Source organism: Flagellimonas rhodophyticola (assembly GCF_049332665.1).
Taxonomy (GTDB): Bacteria; Bacteroidota; Bacteroidia; order Flavobacteriales; family Flavobacteriaceae; genus Flagellimonas.
In genome coordinates this window covers 2989225-3006378 of record NZ_CP186326.1, presented here as the reverse complement: position 1 = coordinate 3006378, position 17154 = coordinate 2989225, and the positions used below count along the sequence as shown (strand labels likewise).

18 protein-coding genes are annotated in these 17154 nt (G+C 38.6%); 11 read left to right on the top strand and 7 right to left on the bottom strand.

Features of this window, described 5'->3' with window-relative positions; all coding sequences use genetic code 11:
* The first annotated feature begins 126 nt into the window (after positions 1–126).
* From ACOKFG_RS13490 to ACOKFG_RS13470, 5 genes are all read left to right on the top strand, one after another.
* Positions 127–942: a mechanosensitive ion channel domain-containing protein gene (locus tag ACOKFG_RS13490; protein WP_298790407.1), complete on the top strand. Its 816-nt coding sequence runs from the start codon at positions 127–129 to the stop codon at positions 940–942.
* A 403-nt stretch (positions 943–1345) separates the two neighbouring features.
* On the top strand, positions 1346–1942 hold the full coding sequence (locus ACOKFG_RS13485) for a hypothetical protein (RefSeq protein WP_422861453.1): 597 nt from the start codon (positions 1346–1348) through the stop codon (positions 1940–1942).
* A gap of 203 nt (positions 1943–2145) precedes the next feature.
* Positions 2146–2634, top strand: coding sequence for a hypothetical protein (locus ACOKFG_RS13480; protein WP_422861452.1), 489 nt, complete (start codon positions 2146–2148; stop codon positions 2632–2634).
* Between the two features lie 218 nt (positions 2635–2852).
* Positions 2853–3431, top strand: a complete 579-nt coding sequence (locus ACOKFG_RS13475; RefSeq protein WP_422861451.1) for a Crp/Fnr family transcriptional regulator — start codon at positions 2853–2855, stop codon at positions 3429–3431.
* A 105-nt stretch (positions 3432–3536) separates the two neighbouring features.
* The gene (locus ACOKFG_RS13470) at positions 3537–4292 is read left to right on the top strand and encodes a DJ-1/PfpI family protein (protein ID WP_422861450.1); all 756 of its coding nucleotides are present in this window, start codon (positions 3537–3539) and stop codon (positions 4290–4292) included.
* 43 nt (positions 4293–4335) lie between these two features.
* Here the strand turns inward: ACOKFG_RS13470 and purB are convergent, their stop codons facing one another.
* From purB to ACOKFG_RS13455, 3 genes are read right to left on the bottom strand one after another with little or no spacing between them, the layout of a single operon-like run.
* Positions 4336–5679 (bottom strand): adenylosuccinate lyase, encoded by a 1344-nt coding sequence (purB, locus tag ACOKFG_RS13465; RefSeq protein WP_299485752.1) that lies wholly within the window; start codon positions 5677–5679, stop codon positions 4336–4338.
* 46 nt (positions 5680–5725) lie between these two features.
* Entirely contained in the window at positions 5726–6298 is a 573-nt protein-coding gene (locus ACOKFG_RS13460) for an adenylosuccinate lyase (protein ID WP_298790396.1), read from the bottom strand.
* Positions 6295–6990 carry an SIR2 family NAD-dependent protein deacylase gene (locus tag ACOKFG_RS13455; protein ID WP_422861449.1) on the bottom strand — a complete coding sequence of 232 codons (696 nt, stop codon included), beginning with the start codon at positions 6988–6990 and terminating at the stop codon, positions 6295–6297. The genes ACOKFG_RS13460 and ACOKFG_RS13455 overlap by 4 nt, the downstream gene beginning before the upstream one ends.
* Positions 6991–7033: 43 nt before the next feature.
* Between ACOKFG_RS13455 and ACOKFG_RS13450 the strand changes: the two genes are divergently transcribed.
* Genes ACOKFG_RS13450 through ACOKFG_RS13440 form a run of 3 tightly spaced genes read left to right on the top strand, consistent with a single transcriptional unit; the run spans position 7034 to position 8635 of the window.
* Positions 7034–7687: a TrmH family RNA methyltransferase gene (locus ACOKFG_RS13450; protein WP_422861448.1), complete on the top strand. Its 654-nt coding sequence runs from the start codon at positions 7034–7036 to the stop codon at positions 7685–7687.
* Between the two features lie 40 nt (positions 7688–7727).
* Positions 7728–8255 carry an SRPBCC family protein gene (locus tag ACOKFG_RS13445; RefSeq protein ID WP_298790391.1) on the top strand — a complete coding sequence of 176 codons (528 nt, stop codon included), beginning with the start codon at positions 7728–7730 and terminating at the stop codon, positions 8253–8255.
* 2 nt (positions 8256–8257) lie between these two features.
* Positions 8258–8635: a VOC family protein gene (locus ACOKFG_RS13440; RefSeq protein WP_422861447.1), complete on the top strand. Its 378-nt coding sequence runs from the start codon at positions 8258–8260 to the stop codon at positions 8633–8635.
* On the opposite strand, the gene ACOKFG_RS13435 is transcribed toward ACOKFG_RS13440, so the two are convergent.
* From ACOKFG_RS13435 to ACOKFG_RS13420, 4 genes are all read right to left on the bottom strand, one after another.
* Positions 8636–10321: an alpha-amylase family glycosyl hydrolase gene (locus ACOKFG_RS13435; protein WP_422861446.1), complete on the bottom strand. Its 1686-nt coding sequence runs from the start codon at positions 10319–10321 to the stop codon at positions 8636–8638. It lies immediately after the preceding gene.
* A gap of 97 nt (positions 10322–10418) precedes the next feature.
* A complete protein-coding gene (locus ACOKFG_RS13430; protein WP_422861445.1) occupies positions 10419–11195 on the bottom strand; it encodes a carboxypeptidase-like regulatory domain-containing protein in 777 nt (258 codons plus the stop codon).
* A gap of 75 nt (positions 11196–11270) precedes the next feature.
* Positions 11271–13055, bottom strand: a complete 1785-nt coding sequence (locus ACOKFG_RS13425; protein WP_422861444.1) for a DEAD/DEAH box helicase — start codon at positions 13053–13055, stop codon at positions 11271–11273.
* Between the two features lie 139 nt (positions 13056–13194).
* The gene (locus ACOKFG_RS13420) at positions 13195–13776 is read right to left on the bottom strand and encodes a non-canonical purine NTP diphosphatase (protein ID WP_422861443.1); all 582 of its coding nucleotides are present in this window, start codon (positions 13774–13776) and stop codon (positions 13195–13197) included.
* A 62-nt stretch (positions 13777–13838) separates the two neighbouring features.
* Here ACOKFG_RS13420 and ACOKFG_RS13415 point away from each other — a divergent pair, with 62 nt between their 5' ends.
* The 3 genes from ACOKFG_RS13415 (at position 13839) to serA (ending at position 17099) form a co-directional block, all read left to right on the top strand.
* Positions 13839–14285 carry an isoprenylcysteine carboxylmethyltransferase family protein gene (locus ACOKFG_RS13415; protein ID WP_313885119.1) on the top strand — a complete coding sequence of 149 codons (447 nt, stop codon included), beginning with the start codon at positions 13839–13841 and terminating at the stop codon, positions 14283–14285.
* A gap of 9 nt (positions 14286–14294) precedes the next feature.
* Positions 14295–15077: an alpha/beta fold hydrolase gene (locus ACOKFG_RS13410; RefSeq protein ID WP_422861442.1), complete on the top strand. Its 783-nt coding sequence runs from the start codon at positions 14295–14297 to the stop codon at positions 15075–15077.
* 129 nt (positions 15078–15206) lie between these two features.
* Positions 15207–17099: a phosphoglycerate dehydrogenase gene (gene serA, locus ACOKFG_RS13405; protein WP_422861441.1), complete on the top strand. Its 1893-nt coding sequence runs from the start codon at positions 15207–15209 to the stop codon at positions 17097–17099.
* Positions 17100–17154 lie beyond the last annotated feature (55 nt).

The window sequence follows — 17154 nt, the reverse complement described above, 5'->3', positions numbered from 1 at the left end:
ATCGGGGTAACTTTTAGTTACCCTTTTTTTGTGTATAAAACTTTCCGCCCATGGATTTTATGTGACCTTCTTTTTATCTTAGTGTCTCACTCACAGAAAGAACACTAACAAAACAAGCATACAACTATGGAGAAAGCACAAGAATGGATGAATTACGGACTAGATCTAGCCAAAGAATTTGGTCCAAAATTACTCACCGCAATACTCATTTACATTATCGGTTCATGGGTTATTAAAAAAATCGCAAAGGCCACAAGAAATGTGATGTCCAAAAGCAAGTATGACGAATCGCTACAGAGGTTTTTACTTAACTTGATCACCTGGGCTCTTAAAGTATTCTTGATCATCATCGTAATATCAAGACTCGGAGTTGACGTTACCACTTTTGCCGCCGTAATTGCTGCAGCTGGTTTAGCTATTGGATTGGCCTTACAAGGATCCCTTTCAAATTTTGCTGGAGGTGTGTTATTGATGATTTTTAAGCCCTATCGCATCGGGGACCTTATAGAAGCCCAAGGTGTTTTGGGTGTTGTTAAAGAAATTGAGATTTTCACCACCAAGCTGACCACTCCAGAAAACAAACTGGCAATTATCCCCAATGGAGCCATGGCCAATGGAAATATTGTAAACTATACTGCAGAGGGTAAGATTCGTGTGGATACCGTTATTGGCGTAGGTTATGGTGAGGATATTAAGAAGACCAAAGATGTGTTAATGAATGTACTTACCTCCAATCCACAAGTGCTGGCGGATCCAGCACCTTCAGTAAATGTGATGGAGTTGGCGGATAGCTCGGTAAACTTTGCAGTGCGTCCATTCTGCAAACCTGAAGATTATTGGGATGTCTATTTTGCAACCTATGAAAATTGTAAGCTGGCATTGGATAACGCCGGAATTGAAATTCCATACCCACACCAGGTCGAAATCCACAAAGAAGGATAATTTAGAATAAGATGTCACATCGAGCGCGGTCGAGGTATAAATTTACTTGGCTGCGCTCGAATTGTATCAGATAGTACCATCACGATCAATCCACAATACTACAGGTTTAAAAAAGCCTTACAAGAATAGTAGAAGAACAAAGTAGACTTTTGAAAAAGGATTCACCAACATTAAGCTTTCGTAACCTTCTTGCGAAAGCTTTCTAATTTATAAATCAATCATAGTTTTTTATAAAAGATTCAATAGGTGATTTAAGTATTCATCAAATTACCCTATGCATCGGCAATGGAGATGCTCTAAACCACAATTTATTCTAGTTGGACTGGGTAAATGGAAGTTGCGTATAGAAAATGCTCGGTCCTCCAGTGAGTAAAAAGCAATAACTAACTTTTATAGAAAAGACATGAAAAAACTTATTTTAATCCTGTTCGCCGTATTAATGGTAAATAATATCCAATCTCAGGATAACATTAAAAAGAATCCTGTTGTCCAAGATTTAGACTTTCTTATTGGAACATGGGAAGTTGAATTTGATTGGTATAATACTCATAATCCGGGATCCGAATCAGAGTTTTCGGAAAAAGGAACAATGGTTTGTTATTATGACTTAGACTATCGGGGCACCAAGAAATTTATTTTTTGCAAATTTAGCCTTCATACCGACAAAGGCAGACTTAAAGGAAGATATAGAGAAACGCTGGAGGTTATTCAATGGAGTAAATTCTCCAACGCATTCGAAAAAACCGGTGTTTTTAGCAATTGGCCTGCAACAGGAACTGGAACATTTATTTTTGATCCTCTAAAAAGAACGTTCTATTACGAAGGAGAACTGGGGGTTCAAGATGGAATGATTGAGAAAATGGTGGAAACCTACCAATTTAATGAAGACTATACAGCGTTTGAAAAAAGGAACATTGCTAACTTTTCCGATATGCCAATAACCGAGTTTAATCTGACCATGACTTGTAAGGCAAAAAAACGAACGACTGAGGGAAAGTAAGATGACGGAAATGTACCGAATATAACAAACATCAACCTTTAAAATTCTTAAACTAAGAAACAGCTTCCTTAAATCCGTGGCCGATTCCCATCAATTTGCGCTTGAATCTTAAACTAAATTTCCCGAACTTCACTTATCGTTAGATATAAATCATTAAAACGATTCATATCCTTTTAGTTGTAGGTCATAAACTAAATTATGTAATGGAATATTCTGATTTACTAAATACTCTTGCGCAAATATCTTTAGGAACTCTAGGTTTTACAGGAGTTGTTGTTGCCTTAAAACATAGTGCAGATGATTGGGATAATTATGAAAAAATACGTTTTCAAGCTTTAGTTACTACTACTTTGACAGCTCTAGTGGGTTCTTTATTACCACAGATAATTAGTATAGCTACTGAGGACAATTTTCAAATCTGGAGGCTAGCAAACTTAGGTATTGGATTAATGCATATTGCAAACTTTGGTTCAATTATTTACACTGCTGTCAAACATAAAATTAAACCAGAATATAGAGGATTCAAAGATATTTTGGATACAATAATTGGTCCAGCTCTGATAATATTACATTTTGTAGCTGCACTAGGTTACATTCCATGGCTCAAACTATTGCTTGTTATTGGGATCTTACAACAGCTGTATATTGGAATTAGTAACTTTCTAGTATTCATTAGTTGGAAAAAAAGTTAATATAAACCGTTTACATCCTACAACAACGTGTACAAACAATGGCCGCCAAAGGGCAGTACTAAAAGACATGCCCCTGTTCGTACACCAGACCGATAAGTGCAATCCCAAAAATGCACGACCATTTTAGCTTAGGTTTTTAAACCAAATCTTCCGAACTTCACTTATTTACAATTTCTTTTTATCCCATAAATGGTCATAATTGCAGGCTAGCAAACTAAATGCGAAAAAGTACTTTAATAGCTCATATAAAAACAAACATTACCCTTTCCGAAGAAGAGGCATCTGAAATCCTAGTTTTTTTCGATTCTCACACCTATAGAAAAAAAGAAACCTTACTTCCTGCAGACAAACTATGCGACAAACTATTTTTTGTAGAAAAAGGATGCCTGCAATTGTATTTTACAGATAGTTTGGGGAACCACAAGACCACACAATTTGCAATGGAGAATTGGTGGTTGACTGATTTTTTAGCATTCCAAAAACAAATACCATCAAATTTTTATATTGAAACGGTTGAGAAATCTAAGGTTTTGTCCATTTCCTTTTCCAAACATCAGGAACTCTTGGATAAACACCCCAAAATGGAAAAATACTTTCGAACTATTTACGAAACCGCATATGGGGCAGCCCTAATGCGTATAAAATTCATGAACAGTCTTTCCAAAGAGGAAATGTTTTGCATGTTTCAAAATAGTTTTCCTGAATTTGTGCAGCGTGTGCCACAATATCTTTTGGCAAGTTTTCTTGGTTTAACTCCCGAATATTTAAGCGAAATCAAGAAAAAACAGTTTTCTTAAACCAGCTTAATTTTTTTGATAAGGACGCTTTCTACCTTTGTTTTTGGTAAATAAAAGGTGTGAAATTACACCTCAACGGAGTAAAATAATAAATAGGAGAAAAGCATGAATGGTGTCAAAATAATCGCAGCAATACTTTTTACAACACTTATCGCAAGTTGTAACTCAGAGAAATCAAAAAACGAACCTAAGGCGGAGAATGTCAACGAGATTGGTAAAGCGTCTGATACGATGACAAAACATTTAAAACCGTTTAATCCGGAATTGCCGACAATAGGACTTTTAATGTTCAGCGGTGTTTTACAAGGCGAGGTTGTGGCAACGTCAGATGTTTTTGGGAAGCCAAACCAAAACATGGAACAGCTTTTTAATGTCATCACCATAGCAGAGACCTTAAACCCCATCACTACAGAAGAGGGAATGCATTTTGTTCCCGATTTCACCTTCGAGAATTGCCCAAAACTAACGGCTTTGTTTGTTCCCAGTGGTTACGATATGTACGCACAAATTCATAATAAAAAAATGGTCGACTTTGTCAGAAAGAAAAATGAAGAGACCAAATACATTGTTAGTAATTGTGCTGGTGCTCAGCTCATTGGGGCATCTGGTATTGCAGATGGACATAAAATCGTCACGTATATAGGGGGTGGAAAACAATTGCAGAAAGATTATCCCAATCTAAAAGTTCAAAACGATAGTCTGGTAACCTTTGTTGAGGATGGGAAGTTTAGTTCATCCAATGGTAACCTCACAAGCTATATTTCCGCATTGAATTTGTTGGAAAAAATGACCAGTGTTGAACACAGAGAATTTGTGGAAAGCTATCTATACATTGACCGCCTTAAAAATTGGGAAAGGTAAGACTCTATCAAACAAGACAGATTACTGCTATTCGATTGAATGGTTAAACTCCAGTATAATTTGCTGGAGTTATTTTCTTAAGCTCCTCTTTTATGACTTCTGCAACCTCAAGGGTATCAATAAAGTCTGAAATGGAATTTTGTGTAATCTTTTCGTTGGTTCGGGTCAAACCCTTTAGGGCTTCATAAGGATTGGGATAGCCTTCGCGTCTTAGTATTGTCTGAATTGCTTCAGCCACAACCGCCCAGTTATTCTCAAGATCCTGTTCAAACTTTTCCGCATTCAGTACCAATTTATTCAATCCTTTAAGGGTTGATAGAAAGGCTACTTGTGTATGCCCAAAAGGAACGCCTACGTTCCTAAGAACGGTACTATCTGTAAGGTCTCGTTGCAATCTGGAAACGGGAAGTTTCGCTGATAGATGTTCGAAAATAGCATTGGCCAAGCCTAAATTCCCTTCGGAATTCTCAAAATCAATAGGATTCACTTTATGGGGCATGGCTGAAGACCCAACTTCACCTTTTTTGATTTTCTGCTTGAAATAATCCATCGATATATAGGTCCAGATATCCCTGTTTAAATCGATATAGATGGTATTGATGCGTTTCAAGCAATCGAACAAGGCTGCCATGTGGTCGTAATGCTCAATTTGCGTGGTAGGGAAAGAATGGTATAGTCCTAACTTCTCCTGCACGAATTGCTGCCCAAAGGCTTTCCAATCAATGGATGGATAAGCCACCTTGTGGGCGTTGTAATTTCCGGTTGCTCCACCAAATTTTGCAGCACTCGGAATATCATTCAGTAAGTTGAACTGTTCTTTCAATCGTTCCACGAAAACATCAATTTCTTTACCCAATCGAGTAGGGGATGCGGGTTGGCCGTGGGTACGCGCCAACATAGGAATATCTGCCCATTCGGATGCCAGGGTTTTTAGTTTTTCAAAAACCTCAAAGTAAAGCGGTACATAAACATCGTTCATGGCCTCTTTGATGGACAATGGAATGGCGGTATTGTTAATGTCTTGAGAAGTCAATCCAAAATGGATAAACTCCTTGTATTTTTCCAAACCAAGCGCATCAAATTTTTGTTTGATAAAGTACTCAACAGCTTTTACATCGTGATTGGTAGTTTTCTCAATGTCCTTGATGACTGTAGCATCTTCGGCCGAAAAATCCTGATAGATTTTCTGAAGCTCAGAAAATAGGGCGTTGTCAAAGTCTGCCAATTGTGGTAACGGAACCTCACAAAGTGCGATAAAGTATTCTATTTCGACCTGAACGCGATACTTGATCAGAGCTTCTTCCGAAAAATAGTTTCCTAAGGCTTCAGTTTTGTTTCTATATCTACCATCGATGGGCGAGATGGCATTCAATTGGTTTAAAGACATTGACCGGTTTTTATGAAAGCGCAAAGATACTTATTAGTTAAGGAGTTTAAAAGCCAAGCTTGCGCAACTTTGCTAGGGTTTTGGATGCGCGGGATTTGTATCCGGCGCTGTCTCGGTGATGCTGCTGTTCCAAGACCATTTTAAGTTCTGGATGAACCCAATCGAAATACATGCCTAGATAATACAAACTGGTCATGGCGAAAACTTTTGAAGCTACCTTGTGAGATCCTATAAGCCAGTCAAAACAGACTGTCAGTATGCGTTCCAATTGTTCTGGAGTAATGTTTTGGACAAAAGCAGGGTCTTTGGTTTTGAAATAGGCTTCCATGCACATTTCGCAAGTATGGGCCATGGGCCGAATAATGGATTCTGATTTTAACTGGGAAAGACCTTGAGTGAATTTTTCGAAATGTGGTAGAAGGTATTCGAGTTTTTTCCGCATCAAATGGTCAAAGACCCAACTTGCATTAAAAGAATCGGTGTTGTCTTGGTCAAAGACTTCTTGAAGTAATCGTTCGGTCAATTCTGGAAGTTCTTTCAATTGATCAACCAATTGATTGATTTTTGGCTTGGAAAGTCGACCTGAATTTAGGGCGATATGTAATTCTTTTGCTGTCAAAATAACCTCAATAGTTGATTCACCAAAGCAGGTACACCTTCTGAAGCCGTTTTAGCAATAACTTCGATATTGCTGTAATCGGAAGGATTTATATTCGGTTTGGGGTCTATAAAATAAATAGGAGTTTCCTGGGGTGCATAATGAATTAAACTTGCTGCGGGATATACTTGCATTGAAGTGCCTATGATAATTACGATATCGGCTTGTTGCGTGATGTAAGCAGCAGTTTCTAACAGAGGAACCATCTCGCCAAACCAAACAATATGCGGTCGTAGTTGATGTCCATTCTCGTCGAAATCTCCTAGTAACAGGTCTTTTTTCCATTCCAGGACATGATTTTCGTTCGCCATACTTCGAACTTTAAACAATTCACCATGCAAATGAACCACCTGTGAGCTTCCTGCTTGTTCATGCAAGTTATCCACATTTTGGGTAATGATGTTTACATCAAAATGTTCCTCCAAAAGAACTAAAGCCTTATGACCTTCGTTAGGGGAAACTTCGAGCAACTGTCTTCTTCGCTGATTGTAAAATTCCAATACCAACTCCGGATTTTTGGCAAAACCTTGGGGAGAGGCCACTTCCATAACATCATGACCCTCCCAAAGACCATGGGCATCCCTAAAGGTTTTCAGTCCACTTTCGGCGCTCATTCCTGCGCCTGTAAGTACAACAACTTTTTGTTTGCTCATAAAAGCTAAAATAAGAAATTCAATTTTCGTTATTTTGGTATGTATGTTTGACCATGAATTGTTCACATATCTTGAAGGATTTCTTACCGAAGAACGGAAACAGCGTTTTTTGGAAGTGCTTCAAAATAGGACCAAATTTCTTACGGTTGCCATCGAAGACGTATTCCAATTACACAACACGAGCGCGGTAATTCGAAGTTGTGACGCTTTTGGCATTCAGGAAGCGCATGTAATCGAAGACCGGTTTGGCCAACGTTTAGACAAGAACATTGCGATGGGAGCTGAGCAATGGGTGGATGTAAATCGATATCAGACTACCGCAGAGTGCCTGAATCATCTAAAAGCTAAAGGCTACCAAATCATTGCCACAACACCCCATAATGATTCAAAATACTTGGGTGATTTCAATTTAGAATCAAAAACTGCATTTTTTTTTGGAACAGAAAAGGAGGGATTAAGTGATGAGGTTATGGCCCAGGCTGATGGCTTTTTGAAAATACCTATGATAGGGTTTTCTGAAAGTTTGAATATTTCTGTTTCCGCGGCAATCATTATTCAGCAATTGATGGAACGACTTCGACAATCAAATATCTTCTGGCAACTTTCTGAGGCTGAGATTCTTGAAAAACGACTGGATTGGACTAAAAAATCCATCAAAAATGTGGAAGGTATTATCGAGAGATACCTTTCAAAATGAAGTTTTTTGTACATTAGAAGACAACCAATTTTTAGATCAAATGATGACACTACTTTACATTTTAGCAGGAATTGTTTTATTGATTCTGATTTTGGCCATGATAGCGCCAAAAAGTTACAACGTATCCCGTTCTATAGAAATAGCAAAACCAAAGAATGAGGTTTTTGAAAATCTACGTTTTTTGAAAAATCAGGATGCATGGTCCCCTTGGAATAAAAAGGACCCAAATATGGAAAAGAAATTTACCGGAACCGATGGTGAAGTCGGAGCAACAAGTTATTGGAACGGAAACAAAGATGTTGGAGAAGGAGAACAAGAGCTCACTAAAATTGTAGATGGTGAGCGTATTGAATCTGAACTTCGATTCTTAAAGCCCTGGAAATCTACTTCGGATGCTTATCTGGTAACCGAAGATACGGGATCAGGAAATACAAAAGTTACATGGGGATTCTCAGGAAAAAATAAGTTTCCAACAAGTATTTTCATGTTGTTCATGAACATGGATAAGGCTGTTGGAGGCGATTTTGAAGAAGGATTGGCCAGCTTAAAAGCGGTATTAGAGCAATAGCTATGGAACAAAATATGGTAGGCTGGTTTGAGATTCCAGTGACGGATATGGACCGGGCCAAAACCTTTTATGATGAGGTTTTTCAGATAGAAGTTCAAGTACAAGATTTTGGAGGTACTTTAATGGGGTGGTTCCCTTGGGCAGAAGAAAAGCCGGGTGCTAATGGTTCTCTTATCCAACAAGAGAGCTACAAACCTAGTGTCACAGACGGTGTACTCATATATTTTGCGAGTACCGATGTACAAAATGAATTGGACCGCGTTGAAAGTGCCGGAGGTAAAATTCTAAGACCTAAAACTCAAATTAGCCCTGAGGTTGGTTATATGGGTGTGTTTTCAGATTCCGAAGGCAACAGGATTGCGTTGCATTCGAGAGAATGATTATTCTACCAATTCCAATAAGGCGATATCAAAGTCATTTTCGAGAATGACTTTTCCTTTATTTACCATTACCTCAGTTTCAGAATAAGTGTCGTACAATTTAGTGCCGTCACCAAAGAATCCCTTTACCCAAAGGGATTTTTTACCTTTAGGTAAGTCCAGTCCGATTACAACCTTATCTTTATAATCTCCATCCATGTAAGTTCTTGAAAACACATAGGGTGATTTACCCAATCTCTTGTGTCGTCCAGCTCCAACGGCCGGGTGGTCTCTTCTAAATTGCCCTAATTTTTGCCAGTGCTTATGTATTTTTTGGGTTTGAGGCAGACTATCCAACTCCTCCCAGTTCATATAAGAGCGTAAGGTGGCATCTCCTTCTGTTCCTTCAATGATTAGGCTTCTGGCAGTTTCATCTCCATAATACACTTGTGAAGCTCCAGGGGTTAACAATAATACATTCGCGGTATAAAAGGGTCTTTTGCGTTCTTTGTCAAATGGACTTCCATCATCATGTGATGTAAGGTAATTCAGTACACTCTTTCCTTTTAGTTTGGTGTTGAGTAATTTGTTGTATTTTTTGAATATGGTCTCATAGTTCTTATGGGCATCGGTTTTTAAATCGAAATTGATCAGACTTTTAAAGCCGTAATCAAAAAAATCTACCTTTTTATCTCCAAAGTCGAACTCACGCCCTCCTGAAATCCCATAATTATAAACTTCACCTACCATATAAAAAGCATTGTCATCCAATACATGTTCTGGATTTTTTTTCTTCCAGGTATCAAAAGCGTATGTAGCCTCAGCGTATAAATCTGTCCATGCATTTTCATTCACGTGTTTTACCGTATCCACACGAAAACCATCCACACCAAAATCATTGATGTAATCGGTAAGCCATTTGATGATATAAAAACGAGGAGCCCTTGGATACCCTGTTCTTTCAAAGAATAATTGAAGTTCATCCAGCTCTTGACTTAATCTGCCTTCTTCTTTCCATTTGGCCAAAAGAGCGTCCGGAAGCTCAACCGGTTCATCGGATTCAGTTAAAATATCAGGAAGGTTCTCTACCAATGTGCAGGCAGTAGTGTTTTCGTATGTGGTAAATTCACATTTAGGTCCAGTTCTTACCCATTCTTCAGGCCATACTGGGTCTTGTTCCGTAACAGGTCCGGTATGGTTTAAAACGACATCCAATAAAATTCGGATTCCTTTGGAATGTGCGGTTTTAACCAATTTTTCCAAATCTTTCCGGGTGCCAAAATTAGGATCAATGGCTGTCCAATCTTTCGCCCAATATCCATGATAACCATAGGTGTTTCCGGTGCCTTCATCGGTTGCTCCATGCACTTGTTCAACAATTGGGGTAAACCATATAGCGTTGATCCCAAGGTCCGTGAAGTATCCTTCTTCCAGTTTTTGTGTGATACCTGACAAATCCCCACCTTCAAACCCTCGTAGGACAGCAGTTTCTTCGTTTCTATCAAAATAGATATTGGACTCTGAAGTTCCCTTGTTGAAGCGGTCGGTTAAAAGAAAATAAATGTTTGCACCTTCCCAAACAAAAGGGACCTCTTTGGTTTCTATTTTATTTTCAGCAACTTGAACATCTACTTCCGGCTTTTTTTGAACTTCTTTACAACCCAAAACAAAAGACAATAGGGACATTATAGCAAGTAGTTTTTTCATTTATTGGGATTTTGCCTAAAGCTATAAAATGAATACGGAAATATAAAATTTATTTACCCTTTCAAAATATTGGAATACTAATCGGGAAGCCCCGATTTTAACCCCTGTTCAATACTTTGTATTCTTCATAACAACTGGAAATTGCATCAAGAATTTGAAGGTCATTGGCCGTATTGATAAAGGATTTAGAGTAGTTACAGTTGTTAAGGATATCTTGAATATCCACTTTTTCCAATTGCAATAGCTCAGTAAGGGTTTCTCTATCGAATTTGGAAGCCAAGAGGTTTCTAATATCGTCATCTTCCTTCATCTGTCGCAATTTTCGCATCTGCCTTGGTTTTTTACCGAAGAGATTACGCAATAGATCTGCTGGATTCAGTATTGCGCCCAAAACCTTTGTAACAGCGCTAGGATTTTTATTACCTGCTTCATAACTCTTGGAAAGTCCAGATATGCTGTATTGATAAGCATTGTTTATCGGAAGATTTTTTACATCAATTTCAAGGTAACCGGTTAACTGGTAGGGTCTTACAATGACTTCTTCCAAGGCATAGGCCAGTTCTGTCAATGCTATTTCGGTGCCCTCAAACTTAAACATGTCATTGGTGACTCGGACTTTCTGCGATTTAAAACCTAAATAAGAAAGATATAGGGTATCGTTTACAGCTGCATTGATGCTAAACTTTCCATCTTGGTTGGTAATCGTACCCACAACCTTGTTTAGGTTGATGATGTGCACACTTTCCAAAGGAAAACTGGTTTGAGCATTGACAACCGTTGCCTTCAGTTCACCTTCTACAAGAGTTTCATTGTCGTCCTGGGAAAAACCAATGGTGGAAACTAGGGCAAATAGTATAAGTAACTTTCTTCTCATGCAATCTTTGTAGGTATAAAAGTACTAAACAAACAAAAATAATCATGGATGTACCCCTATTTAATATAGAATTAACTAATAAAAACCGGGTCTTTTTTTACCACCTCTGCGGCCTGAACCACCTTTTTTACCACCTCTAAAGGATTTACTATCGCCTCCATTTCTGTATCCGCCATCTCCACCTTTGCGGTGTCCTCTCTTTCTATCACGTTTTTTACCTTTTCTAGCTCCTCCAGGGTCTTTGGAAACTTCTACATTGATAAAACGACCCTTTACTTTAAATTCAGTAAAGGTTTGCAGAATGAACTCGGTATGTTGAGCGTCTGAGTTGAAGAATGAAAAGCTATCCTTGGTATCGACATTAAAAATGTCTTCTTTTTCCAAGTTTAGTGTGTCACGAAGGAAATCTTTTAAAGACATCCAGTCATAACCATCACGTTCACCTACATTGATAAAGTAGCGAACTGATCCATTTGATGGTGCATCACCACCTTTTGAACCTCTTTCACTTCTTTCACCTCTATCCCCATCTCCCTCAGATGAATTTAAATCCCTGGTTTTACTATAATAATTATAGAATCGGGTAAATTCAACCGAAACAATTTTTTTGATTAGTTCTTCTCTGTCCAAACCATCGAGCACATCATTGATGGCAGGTAGATAATTGTCAATCTCCGTATTGACTTCGGTTTCTTTGATTCTGTTTGCCAAATGATACAGTTGAATTTCACAAATCTCAATTCCGGTAGGAATCTTTTTGGATATAAAATTCTGTTGTATCTTCTTTTCAATGGCTTTTATTTTCCGTGTTTCGGAACGTGTAACAATAACCATTGAAATACCAGATTTACCCGCTCTACCAGTTCGTCCACTTCTGTGGGTATAGGTTTCAATTTCATCAGGTAGCTGATAATTAATAACGTGTGTAATATCATCCACGTCAATTCCACGTGCAGCAACATCCGTCGCCACAAGCATCTGAACTTGCTTTTTTCGGAAAGCATTCATTACCAAATCACGTTGGTTCTGACTCAAATCACCATGTAATGCTCCGGCATTGTAGCCGTCCTCAATAAGTTTTTCAGCTACTCTCTGTGTATCTCGTTTTGTTCTGCAGAAAACAACGGAGAAAATCCCAGGATTTGCATCTGCCAATCTTTTTAGGGCAGGATATCGGTCACGACCGCCTACTTGATAATATTCATGTTGTACGGTTGAAGCTCCGGCATTTTTTGCTCCAACTGTTATTTCAACAGGTTTATGCATGAATTTTTTAGCAATCGAAGCTACTTCCTTCGGCATGGTTGCAGAGAATAACCACGTAAATTTTTCATCTGGCGTATTGGAAAGAATATCCTTGATATCCTCAAAAAAGCCCATGTTCAGCATTTCATCAGCTTCATCTAGCACACAGTAATCGATTTTGGAAATGTCGACCATACCGCGTCCGATCATATCCTTCATCCTTCCAGGAGTTGCGACCACGATTTGTGCACCACGCTTAATTTGTCTGGCTTGCTCCGTGATACTTGCACCTCCATAAATGGCGACCGTGTTTAGACCTTTGATGTATTTGGAATACAGTTTTAGCTCATTGGTAATTTGTAAACAAAGTTCACGAGTAGGAGAAAGGATTAGTCCTTGGGTGGTTCTGCTTTCTGACTGTATTTTCTGGATCATTGGAAAACCGAAAGCTGCTGTTTTTCCAGTTCCTGTTTGTGCCAAGGCGACCAAATCGGTTTCCTTTTCCAATAAAATTGGGATTGATTTTTCTTGTACTTCAGATGGAGTTTCAAATCCAAGATCGGATATAGCATCCAATAGGGGTTTGTCTAACCCCAGGGTTTCAAATTTTGTCATTTTGGTATATACCTAAATCGCAAATATGTTGTGTTGCATAGAGCGATTGTATAATACCCTTTTGAGCCCCTCGCAACACCATGCCCATACCGGCGGCGTTAATAAAGGCGCAAAGGTACACTTATTTAATGATCTGTAATTAAATGATTTGACCTTTAAGAAATTCGACAAGTTTTTGTACTGCTTTTGCGCGATGACTAACTGAATTTTTGACTTCAAGCGGTAGTTCTCCAAATGTTTGGTCAAACCCTTCAGGCTTAAATATAGGGTCATAACCAAAACCGTCTGTGCCGAATTCTTTTTCCAATATGGAACCATTTACGACACCCTCAAAAACATGACTTTGGCCATTGAAATTAAAATGAATCACGGTTTTAAAGTGGGCATCTCTTTGACTTTTGCCTTTGAGATCGTTCAATAGCTTTGCCATATTATCTTTGGCATTTTTCTGATTTCCTGCGTATCTGGCGGAGTATACGCCTGGGGCACCACCAAGAGCATCAACCAGAAGCCCTGTGTCATCTGAAAAACAATCAAAACCAAAGTTTTTGGTAACGTGATCAGCTTTTATTTTGGCGTTTTCTTCTAGAGTCTTCCCCGTTTCCGGGATTTCTTCCACACAACCAATATCTTCTAGAGAGAGAATCTGGAAATTTTCAGACAACAGATTTCTGACTTCATTCAATTTATTTTGGTTGTGTGTGGCAAAAACGATTTTCAAGATGGGCTTTTTAGATACAGCGCTAAAAGTAGTAATTTCGAATCTCAACATATTGTATTTACATGAAGATTTTACCACCCTTGGTCATGCTTGTTTTTGGATGTTTGATGTATTTACTTGCTAAATTTTTACCTGTTGGAGCTTTCGATTTTTTCGGGAGGAGAGAGCTGTCGACCGTACTCTTTGCAATGGCTGTTGCAATAGTTTTTTTGGGCATATTCCAGTTTCGCAGGGCCAAAACAACGACAAATCCCATTGATTTAACAAAAACCAAAAAATTAGTGACCAATGGTATTTTCAAATATTCTCGAAATCCGATGTATTTGGGAATGCTTCTTATTCTGTTGGGCTTTGGACTGAGATTGGGAAACGCCTTTAACACGCTACTGGCGGCAGGCTTTGTGTATTACATGAACCATTTTCAGATAAAACATGAAGAAAAGGCATTGAATATCCTCTTCGGAAAAGAATATAGCGTTTATTGCAAGGCCACAAGACGCTGGTTTTAAATTTAGATCATGATGAAGTATTTCTCTTTTTTGTTAATGTTATTGGCCTTTATCGAAGTGCAGGGTCAAGTTGATTATATGACTTCTTTTGATGAAAATCAGATTGCCTTTACTGATGAGGGCAGTGGTTTTCCGGTTTTATTGGTGCATGGTTTTATCAACGATGGCAGCATGTGGGAAAGATCTTTGTTAAAACAACAGCTGTTGAACCAGGGCTACAGGGTAATTGTTCCTGATTTAAGGGGAAATGGAAAATCTGATAAACCAGAAACTGAAGCGGCCTATCAAAATGATGCAGAAGTACAAGATCTAATCCTATTGATTAAACACTTGAAGATTCAGGAATTGCATGCTGTGGGGTATTCGCGTGGTAGTATTGTTCTCGCCAAACTTCTGTCACAAAATAACCGCATTAAAAAAGCAGTTTTGGGAGGAATGGGGGTTGACTTCACTGATTCGCAATGGGATAGAAGGATAATGTTCATGAATGCTTTTAATGGCAAAATCACAGAGGAGACCAAAGGAGCTGTGGATTATGCAAGTTCGATAGATGCAAATCTTTGGATATTGCATTTGCTGCAAAAGTATCAGCCGGTCACCAGTTTGTCCCAGTTGAAAAAGATTACTGCTCAGGTGTTGGTGATTGCCGGCGATGAGGATTTAGATAATGGAAACCCTGAAGAGCTGAAAAATGAGATTCCTAAAAGTGCATTGAAAATAGTACCGGGCAACCATAACGAGACGTACAAAACGGCACCATTTTCAGAGGCCATTCTGCAGTTTTTGGAATAAAAATCAACATTTTGAAACATTTTGGACGCGATTTTTGATATATCCGCATTTATAGGTGCATTTTAGGTGCATCGAATTCTCTGGATGAATTTTATGTTTAATTTTACGCCTTAATTTTTGAAGCAATTCATGATAGAGGTGGGACGCAAATACGTTTTTGATTTTGACAGTACCCTGACTAGGGTCGAAGCATTGGATGTTTTAGCAGAAATGACCCTTCAAGGGAAATCCAACAAAGAGGAGATTATTCAAGAAATCCAGGATATTACGAATCTTGGTATCGATGGAGACATTTCATTTACAGAATCTTTGGAAAGAAGAATACGACTTCTGAATGCTCATCGGAATGATTTGGATGGCTTGGTAAGTGAATTGCGTCAAAAGATTTCAAAATCAATAGCATCCAATAAGGAGTTCTTTCAGAAATTTTCTGACGATATTTATGTAATTTCATGTGGTTTCAAAGAGTTTATTGACCCCATAGTTGAAGAATATAACATTCCATCCGATAGGGTTTATGCCAATACCTTCAAGTTTGATGGCGACGGCAATATTGTCGGATTCGATGAGGCAAATGTTTTGGCTTCGCACAACGGGAAGATAGAATGTCTTAAAAACCTTGATTTAGACGGTGAAGTGCAGGTCATAGGGGATGGGTACAGTGATTATGTAATGCGCGAAGCTGGAATCGCCGATAAGTTTTTCGCCTATACTGAAAATGTACACCGTGAAAAAGCCACCAACAATGCGGATCATGTGACTCCGAACTTAGATGAATTTTTATTTGTGAACGATTTACCTCGAAATATATCTTACCCAAAAAATAGAATCAAGATTCTGTTGTTGGAGAATGTGCATCCCGCAGCGTTCGACAATTTGTCTGAAGATGGTTTTTCCGTGGAATTGGTAAAGCACAGTTTACCAGAAGAAGAGCTCATTGAAAAAATAAAAGGCGTCCATGTACTCGGAATTCGCTCCAAGACCCAAGTGACACAAAAAGTGTTGGATGCGGCCAATAAACTACTGGTCGTGGGAGCTTTTTGTATTGGAACTACCCAAATAGATCTCGAAGCAGCCAAAAAGAAGGGTGTTGTGGTGTTCAATGCACCTTATAGCAATACTCGTTCGGTAGTTGAGTTGGCTATAGGACAGATTATTATGCTTATGCGTAATGTGTTCACTCGAAGTACAGAAATCCATAAGGGAGAATGGAACAAAACAGCCATTAATTCTAAAGAGGTCCGAGGTAAAAACCTGGGTATTGTTGGCTATGGAAATATCGGAAAACAACTTTCTGTGTTGGCCGAAGCCATGGGCATGCGGGTTTATTATTACGATGTTTCTGATAAATTGGCTTTAGGAAATGCCATTAAATGTTCCAGTCTCGAGGATTTACTTTCAGTTTCTGATGTGGTTACACTTCATGTAGATGACAATAAGGCCAATAGAAATTTTATTGGCGAGCGTGAAATCAATCAAATGAGGGACGGTGCTATAATGATCAACCTTTCCCGTGGATTTGTAGTGGATATTGAATCGCTCACCAATGCACTGAAAAGCGGGAAATTAGGAGGTGCTGCCGTAGATGTTTACCCTTCAGAGCCAAGAAGTAACGGAAATTTTGAAACTTCTTTGCAAGGAATTCCAAATGTAATTTTAACTCCCCATGTAGGTGGGAGCACGGAAGAAGCGCAGCGTGACATAGCCGATTTTGTTCCTAATAAAATAATGGACTATATCAACTCTGGAAACACGGTGGATGCTGTTAACTTTCCGAACATCCGACTTCCAAAACAAAATAATGCACATAGATTCTTGCATATCCATAAAAATGTTCCTGGGATTATGGCTGAAATCAACAAGGTTTTGGCAAAATATGAAATGAATATTACCGGGCAATACCTATCCACCGACAGTGAGGTGGGCTATGTGATCACCGATTTGGATAAGGAATACAACAAGGAAGTGGTCAAGGCCCTTAAGAATGTCGAAAACACTATCAAGTTCAGGGTATTGTATTAAAACTTCAGATCCGAGTGAATACAAATTGACATTTCACCGTTCCAAAACTTTGTTT

What these genes read in the sequence shown, in the direction of transcription:
- ACOKFG_RS13490 (WP_298790407.1), top strand. Translation starts at nt 127, where the DNA reads ATGGAGAAAGCACAAGAATGGATGAATTACGGACTAGATCTAGCCAAA.
- ACOKFG_RS13485 (WP_422861453.1), top strand. Translation starts at nt 1,346, where the DNA reads ATGAAAAAACTTATTTTAATCCTGTTCGCCGTATTAATGGTAAATAAT.
- ACOKFG_RS13480 (WP_422861452.1), top strand. Translation starts at nt 2,146, where the DNA reads ATGGAATATTCTGATTTACTAAATACTCTTGCGCAAATATCTTTAGGA.
- ACOKFG_RS13475 (WP_422861451.1), top strand. Translation starts at nt 2,853, where the DNA reads ATGCGAAAAAGTACTTTAATAGCTCATATAAAAACAAACATTACCCTT.
- ACOKFG_RS13470 (WP_422861450.1), top strand. Translation starts at nt 3,537, where the DNA reads ATGAATGGTGTCAAAATAATCGCAGCAATACTTTTTACAACACTTATC.
- purB (WP_299485752.1), bottom strand. Translation starts at nt 5,679, where the DNA reads ATGTCTTTAAACCAATTGAATGCCATCTCGCCCATCGATGGTAGATAT.
- ACOKFG_RS13455 (WP_422861449.1), bottom strand. Translation starts at nt 6,990, where the DNA reads ATGAGCAAACAAAAAGTTGTTGTACTTACAGGCGCAGGAATGAGCGCC.
- ACOKFG_RS13450 (WP_422861448.1), top strand. Translation starts at nt 7,034, where the DNA reads ATGTTTGACCATGAATTGTTCACATATCTTGAAGGATTTCTTACCGAA.
- ACOKFG_RS13445 (WP_298790391.1), top strand. Translation starts at nt 7,728, where the DNA reads ATGATGACACTACTTTACATTTTAGCAGGAATTGTTTTATTGATTCTG.
- ACOKFG_RS13440 (WP_422861447.1), top strand. Translation starts at nt 8,258, where the DNA reads ATGGAACAAAATATGGTAGGCTGGTTTGAGATTCCAGTGACGGATATG.
- ACOKFG_RS13435 (WP_422861446.1), bottom strand. Translation starts at nt 10,321, where the DNA reads ATGAAAAAACTACTTGCTATAATGTCCCTATTGTCTTTTGTTTTGGGT.
- ACOKFG_RS13430 (WP_422861445.1), bottom strand. Translation starts at nt 11,195, where the DNA reads ATGAGAAGAAAGTTACTTATACTATTTGCCCTAGTTTCCACCATTGGT.
- ACOKFG_RS13425 (WP_422861444.1), bottom strand. Translation starts at nt 13,055, where the DNA reads ATGACAAAATTTGAAACCCTGGGGTTAGACAAACCCCTATTGGATGCT.
- ACOKFG_RS13415 (WP_313885119.1), top strand. Translation starts at nt 13,839, where the DNA reads ATGAAGATTTTACCACCCTTGGTCATGCTTGTTTTTGGATGTTTGATG.
- ACOKFG_RS13410 (WP_422861442.1), top strand. Translation starts at nt 14,295, where the DNA reads ATGATGAAGTATTTCTCTTTTTTGTTAATGTTATTGGCCTTTATCGAA.
- serA (WP_422861441.1), top strand. Translation starts at nt 15,207, where the DNA reads ATGATAGAGGTGGGACGCAAATACGTTTTTGATTTTGACAGTACCCTG.